Source organism: Paenibacillus sp. O199 (assembly GCF_001636635.1).
GTDB classification, from domain to species: Bacteria; Bacillota; Bacilli; order Paenibacillales; family Paenibacillaceae; genus Paenibacillus; species Paenibacillus marchantiae.
Map to the genome: position 1 here is coordinate 1 of NZ_LGRP01000076.1, position 6370 is coordinate 6370.

Genomic DNA, 6370 nt, shown 5'->3' on the forward strand with positions numbered 1-6370 from the left:
CAGGAAGCGGATAAATCCAAAGGGAAAACTGGAGACGATTCAAAGGATTCGTCGACATCTGATACCAAGAAGGATAAGAACGGTACTGATGTTAATTCTAAACAACCAGTTTATGAAACGGTTAAGTATGGAGATCACTTTACAAAGAAAGGTAGAAAAAAGGTTTTAAAACCGAACGTGGAATACACATCGCCAGATGGTTATACTTATCGTACGGATAGCCAAGGGCGTATTATTGAATGTGAAGGAGCACTTGTGCTTGGTAAAGGAGACCGTAGTGAATATGCCCAGAGGACGGTAGGGAAAGGGCAAGGTCGGTTACCTGATGATGATGGTGGACACTTAATAGGGGCACAATTTAAAGGACCGAAGGACATTGATAACCTCGTCCCACAAAATAGCCAGATTAATCGAAGTGGTGGAGTATGGTATGAAATGGAGACTGATTGGGTCAATGCGCTCAAAGAAGATCCACCTAAAAAAGTTACAGTGAAGATTGAACCAATCTATTCGGGCAATTCAATGAGACCAGATGCTTTTGAAGTAGTTTATGAAATTGAAGGCAAAGGAATTTTTGAGAAAACAATGAAAAATCAATCAGGAGGCTGAAGTAATGGAGAAAATACTAAACAGTTTATACCAGCAGATAGCGGAAACGGTTAATGAAATGATACAGGAAGATTGGCTGGAATTTTACTTTTATGCTCAAATTTCTGATGATGGTGGAGGTACATATTTTTTCTACCTACCAGAAACGAATCCGGAGAGGTATGAATATAGCCTTGAAATTCCTTTCAAATATCAAGTGAACGAGAGGGAATTTAAATTAAATAAAAGAAAACTTCTATCATTAGCTGAACAAATGAGAGAAATATTTAAAGATGACGGTCAAGAATTATGGTATTCCTTTACTTTAAATTTAGACAGGACAGGAAAATTAAAAGTTCACTTTGATTATACAAAATGGTTTGATACCAACTATAGTTTTAGTGACCAACTTATCATTTGGAAATACAAATACTTAAATGAGACTCCTCAAGATATGGCTTTACAAAATCTGATAACTAGGTATTCTGAAGAATTTCCGGATGATCCAATTTGATAAATTAGATAAAAAGTAAATATTTAGGTTATCTATCGCCAAATTATTACATCGTATAATCAATAACAATATTAACTAACCAAAAATGTAGACTGCGTTTACAGACTATACCATACAATAAATCAACAAACCAAAAATTAAATGATTAAAACTTTATAAGTGTTAAACTTTCAAGCTCTTTCTCTCTTGAACTATAAAGGAGGAATGTCTCTCCGAAAGGGTATGGCATTATTTACTTATCCCACAACTGGTGATTTCTATGCTCTATTCATTGCGGAACTTGAGCACAAGGATGCTTTAACGCAGGTGGATTTGTTAGGAAATGAGGATATTCCTGAAAAAGAGCGATATATTCAGTATTATATTTAATAGCGTTTGAAAAAGAGGTTAGGCAGGTTCTGGTTAGATTACGGGAGCCTGCCTATTTTGATTGGAAAATAAGAAATGTATCTACATAGCAACAGTGCTGGGCAAGGTCATGACCAAGGCGAAGGGACTTGCGAGCAACTTTAGTCCAGCGGATCTAGCGAATAAGCTGAAGAGCAAGCTGAACGATCTGATGATGAAGTCGCCGAAACTGGCGAACGGACTCAAGACGGCGGGCGGCATGGCGACCGGATTCATGCAGAACTTGCTGATCAGTGAGGCGATGAATTATGGCTTAGAACAACTAAGTCAATATGTGGATTCGGATACAATTACCAAAGCAATGATTCTATTAAGTATGTTGAATAGTAAGTATAAGAAGAATCAGAATCAGGGAATCAGCACAAACAATAAAAGCTCTGGGGATTCAGGAAGTTCTAAATCCTCTGGGGATAATAAAGACGGTAAGAAGGATACAAAAGATGGAGAATCTTCAAAAAATGAACCTGGTAAGTTAAATAAGAATGGATTAACAAGTGAGCAAGAGAAGCACTACCGTAACAAAATTGATGAGGCTGAAAAACGTGGTAACAACAAAGCAGCTGATGATGCAAGATATGAACGTTACGTACAGAAACAAAAAAAATCTTGGTAAGCAGCCATTGTCCCGAGATAAATGGGACGTAGTCAATGATAGGTTGAAAAACAGTAGTCAACGTGGAGCAACAGAAGAGGGCAAAGGTAGACAGGCTTTAGAAGGCCAATTAGGTCGCAAAATAGAAAATAACAACGAAGCACCAGTTATTAAATATATATCATCCGAAGGAGTAGAAACACGACCAGACAGCATAGGTCGAAATAAAGAAGGGAAGATAGAGCTAGTACATGATCATAAGCATAAAACTGGTGGAGAGGATCAGGTTATATATAATGACGATCAAATGCGTGCTCAACGTGAAATGATTGAAGACAAAGTAAATGGTCGTCATGTTGTAACAATATCTAGTGATTTGCCAGATTTGAAAGGAGTTCCTCCAAAACCAAGACCCAGTGGGCCGCTAGGGGAACAAAGCGATATTTACTATGTTGACCCTGCTAACGGTAAAACAACGCATCAATGGATAGCTGACCCTGACTTACCAGGGGGAGGTTACTGGAAAAAACTTTAAAGAACACATTAAGAGGAGGTAGGATGTCAGAAGTGAAACCGAATTTATTTAATATATTAATGTATCCGACAGTCAAGTTAGGAGAAAAACAGGCTTTGAATCGTTTATTGGATAATTTTGAATCAAATGATAAATTTACTCCCACTACATGGGGGAATAGTGAAACAACCAGTGTAAGCTACAATCGCGATGAAATTATAGCAAAATCTTTCTATGATATTCCGCAAATATCAGAAGTACATCTCCGACGAGATAAAATTGTCAAATATTCAGGTTACTTTGATTTGAATTCTAACTTACGATCTTTTCTTAAGTTTTCTTTCGATAAATCTATGAATGGTAAGTATAGGAAAGATTTTTTTGAGTTGTCCGATCAGATCGCTGAAACGGTTAAGCCACGTTACGGAGTAACTCATATTTCTTGGCCTGCTGTAACGCCGTGGCAGACTGAAAAAGAAAGAAATCATAAATGGATGAACTTAAGTTCATATCCTGTTCCGGTAAAGTTTTTTCCTAATGGGCCTTTGGGTATCGGAATGAGAACGTACTTGAGTGGAGATATTTTAGAAATGTTTGGTAGAGATGTAATAGTGAAAAGCCCCGCTGTTATTAAAGATTTAAGCTGGGGAGGAATACGAATTGATCTTGTGGAAAATCCTTGGGAATCTGATTTAGAACATCTGTTAGAACGATGGGTGGAAGTCATGGAATATTTGAATCAAGTTGAGGTCATTGCTGTTCCAAACTTTGAAGACAACATGGGGGTTACATTTAACCCAAATAACAAATGGAAGGATTACATGAGAAACTAAAATATTTTCGAAGGAGTGTAACTGTGAGACATATAAAAGACAGAGATGAAGCTTCTGAATTTATAAATAATTACAAATTAAACAAGGAATTGATTGATGACTTGAGAATATCAGAGGCAGATCTCTCATTCTTAGACCTATCTGAAATTATTGCTAAACGCTTATATGCAAACGAAATAAATTTTAGGGCGACATCTTTTGTTGAAGTTTCATTTCGTGACTGTGAATTTATTTCTACCGATTTTGATAGTTGTAATCTTGAATACGCTGATATAGCTGATTGTGTTCTGAGTAAGGCAAACTTTTTTAAGGCTCAAATGAAGAATACAGAAATTAAAATAAGTACATGTACAGATACATGCTTTGATTATACTGATTTCACTAATGGCAGTTTGTACGGATCAGCACTTCAAAAGGCAACATTTCGCTTTTCCAATATGACAGGGATAAATGGTGAAGTTTCTATTTTCGATGAATGCGATTTATGCGGAGCAAACCTTACAAATGGTAATTTTAAAGAAGCAGACTTTATCGGAGCAAACCTGTCGGATGTTATTGCTCTAAATGCAATATTTATAAGTAGTAACTTCAATGGAGCTGATCTTCGTAATGGAGACTTCAGTGGTGCCGATTTTACTGGAGCGAATCTTCAAAATGTAATTTGGAAAGGAGCTAAAGTAGAGGGATGCAAATTCGATGAGGAGATAAGAGAACAAGTAGAAAGACTAATTTGATGCCTATAACAAGTCTGGGGTTTGGAACAGCCTGCAAAAAAAGAATCTCTTTTATAGATGAAGAAATACTCGAAAAAGACGTATTCAACACTTCGTTATTTTGTTCTATGATACGGAATATATTGGAAAAATGAAATCAACATTCTCTCGTTATTTATAATAATTGGAGAGTGTTTTTCTTTTGACTACAATAGCCAGAAAAGATGTTTTTAGTCAGTGGTCAGGTGAGAGAGAAGAGGAACCGGAAGAGAAAATGGCTTCTAGAGCAAAGTGATGGGTATCACTCAAAAATGTGCTGGATAAGGCTAGTTTCATTCCGGTTATTGGCAAATGCCAGAGATGCCATCTCTGGTGCACTAGCAAGGTCTTAAGAAACGCGAAAAAAGAAGGGGCAAGTAAAGAAGAACTTAAGAAATTAAGGCGTGAACGGAGTAAGCTGGCCAATAAGCTGGATACACCAGATGATATTAGTCATAATTACGATGTATCCAATGTAGAAGGGTATGAGCGGAAAATAGATAATTCAAAATATTATCATCATGATAAAGGTGACTTTGGAGAGGAAGTAGCCAAACAAATTGCTAAGGATAACAACTTAGGCAAGGATATTTCAGATTTATTCCAAGTTGGAAGGAATGGTATAGATGGGACTTTCTTATCCAAAGGACCACCACCTAAGTTGACCATAATTGAATCTAAGGCATCAATGTGGGGAAGTTTTTCCTATTCTAAGGCGCAAAAATCAGGCGGTAAAAATTATTTCGAACAGATGCTTGAGAGTACAGATCCAAGATATGCTAAGTTCAAAGAAGAAATAAAAAAGCTTAAAAAACAAAATCCTGGATTGCAATATGACTATATTAGGGTTGAAACTGACGTAAAAATAACTAAAACTGGTTTTGGTGTAGATGTTTTGAAAGTGAAAGATTGGAACAATGAAATAGATTGATATCAAAGGAGGCCTATTATGATAAACCAAAAAAAGTTGGAAATGGCTTTTAAAAGATATAGCAGAAACTTTATTGATGGAATTAAGCTTGAAGACGTGCAAAAAGAATATAATGAAAACCTTAATGAAAGTATTGATATTGTTGAGTCAAATGAAACTGATATGGATCATGTTTTATTGATAAATTTAGATACAATATCATCTTACTATCTCTCAAGATGGAAAAATGATGTACTAATTAATAAAGGAGATAGTGTCGAAAATCTTAAAACTATACAAAAAGTTGTTTTTTATCAATGTATGGTACAAGATTTGTATAAGGAACGTTATCCTGACATGATACTGGAATATTCATTCAAAAAAGTTGTTATAGCATTGATTCACTTCACTATGTTTGGTTGGGAGAAAGAAGAGAAAATTCTATTCAATTTTCTAGTGACGAAACTCGGAACTAAATTTATGGATGCGAACGATTGGAATAAACATTTGTGGTTTTTACTTGAGCTATATTTACAGTTTAGAGATGAGACTATATCAGGAACGAATCAAGAATTATCAAGAAACTTGAAGAAAAATTTGAATGAATTAGGGATGAAGAACGGTTTAATTCCTGAAGATCTTGAAGTGTATGAAAAGGTGTTGGGAAAATGGAGAACAGTAAATGTTCAAGAATTAATTACAATGATTTCTGAAATGTCTTTACATCACTCGAATTTAGCTGCAGAGGTTGGACAGTTAGGAGAGTTTGGGGACTTTAAGTATGCATTTTACCCTTACGAGATATTGTTCTTACTTCATATGCGAAAAAAACAAGGGCTGCCCAATCCAGACCATTTTGATGATTTTCTCATGAACACGGCAGAAGCTAAAATGTCGATTCAAGATCCTGAAACATACCCAGAATGGGACCCTATGCTGAGAATGATCGATGACTTTTACCGCAAAAATTATCCTGAATATATTCCTAATCAACATGGAGACCTATTTCAATAAGAGAGGAGGGCAATGATATGGAAGAGGAAGATTTGGTGCCTTTGATTTTCAAGGATCAGGAGGACGTTGAACATATCTTGAATGACCCGGACGAGTCACTGGCGTATTTCAGTATGTTGAACCACGGTTTGGCGACGAAGAGGTTTTTGTTTCTGGATTATAAAGGAGAAGAGAGTCATGAAATCGTGAACTATATCTTGGACTATGAGTTCAATCACGACATTGAACTGGGAACCCCAGATGAG

At 36.1% G+C, this 6370-nt stretch carries 9 protein-coding genes and 1 pseudogene; all 10 read left to right on the top strand.

Annotated features, from left to right (window positions below):
- On the top strand, window positions 1-609 hold a 609-nt coding region (locus A6049_RS31965; RefSeq protein ID WP_240321605.1), incomplete at its 5' end, for a DNA/RNA non-specific endonuclease.
- Between the two features lie 4 nt (window positions 610-613).
- Window positions 614-1102: an antitoxin YezG family protein gene (locus tag A6049_RS31970; protein ID WP_063568430.1), complete on the top strand. Its 489-nt coding sequence runs from the start codon at window positions 614-616 to the stop codon at window positions 1100-1102.
- Between the two features lie 204 nt (window positions 1103-1306).
- Window positions 1307-1471, top strand: a complete 165-nt coding sequence (locus tag A6049_RS33540; protein ID WP_205412068.1) for a hypothetical protein — start codon at window positions 1307-1309, stop codon at window positions 1469-1471.
- Between the two features lie 61 nt (window positions 1472-1532).
- Window positions 1533-2123, top strand: coding sequence for a hypothetical protein (locus A6049_RS34310; protein WP_240321606.1), 591 nt, complete (start codon window positions 1533-1535; stop codon window positions 2121-2123).
- A gap of 43 nt (window positions 2124-2166) precedes the next feature.
- A complete protein-coding gene (locus tag A6049_RS31975; protein WP_240321607.1) occupies window positions 2167-2637 on the top strand; it encodes an ADP-ribosyltransferase in 471 nt (156 codons plus the stop codon).
- A 32-nt stretch (window positions 2638-2669) separates the two neighbouring features.
- The gene (locus A6049_RS31980; protein ID WP_090810042.1) at window positions 2670-3449 is read left to right on the top strand and encodes a hypothetical protein; all 780 of its coding nucleotides are present in this window, start codon (window positions 2670-2672) and stop codon (window positions 3447-3449) included.
- A 23-nt stretch (window positions 3450-3472) separates the two neighbouring features.
- The gene (locus tag A6049_RS31985) at window positions 3473-4183 is read left to right on the top strand and encodes a pentapeptide repeat-containing protein (protein WP_063568432.1); all 711 of its coding nucleotides are present in this window, start codon (window positions 3473-3475) and stop codon (window positions 4181-4183) included.
- A 292-nt stretch (window positions 4184-4475) separates the two neighbouring features.
- Window positions 4476-5132 (top strand): hypothetical protein, encoded by a 657-nt coding sequence (locus A6049_RS33840; RefSeq protein WP_240321608.1) that lies wholly within the window; start codon window positions 4476-4478, stop codon window positions 5130-5132.
- Window positions 5133-5150: 18 nt separating this feature from the next.
- Window positions 5151-6125 (top strand): hypothetical protein, encoded by a 975-nt coding sequence (locus tag A6049_RS31995; RefSeq protein ID WP_063568433.1) that lies wholly within the window; start codon window positions 5151-5153, stop codon window positions 6123-6125.
- 17 nt (window positions 6126-6142) lie between these two features.
- Window positions 6143-6370: pseudogene (locus A6049_RS32000) on the top strand (hypothetical protein); the annotation flags it as partial.

What these genes read in the sequence shown, in the direction of transcription:
- A6049_RS31970 (WP_063568430.1), top strand. Translation starts at nt 614, where the DNA reads ATGGAGAAAATACTAAACAGTTTATACCAGCAGATAGCGGAAACGGTT.
- A6049_RS31995 (WP_063568433.1), top strand. Translation starts at nt 5,151, where the DNA reads ATGATAAACCAAAAAAAGTTGGAAATGGCTTTTAAAAGATATAGCAGA.
- A6049_RS33540 (WP_205412068.1), top strand. Translation starts at nt 1,307, where the DNA reads ATGTCTCTCCGAAAGGGTATGGCATTATTTACTTATCCCACAACTGGT.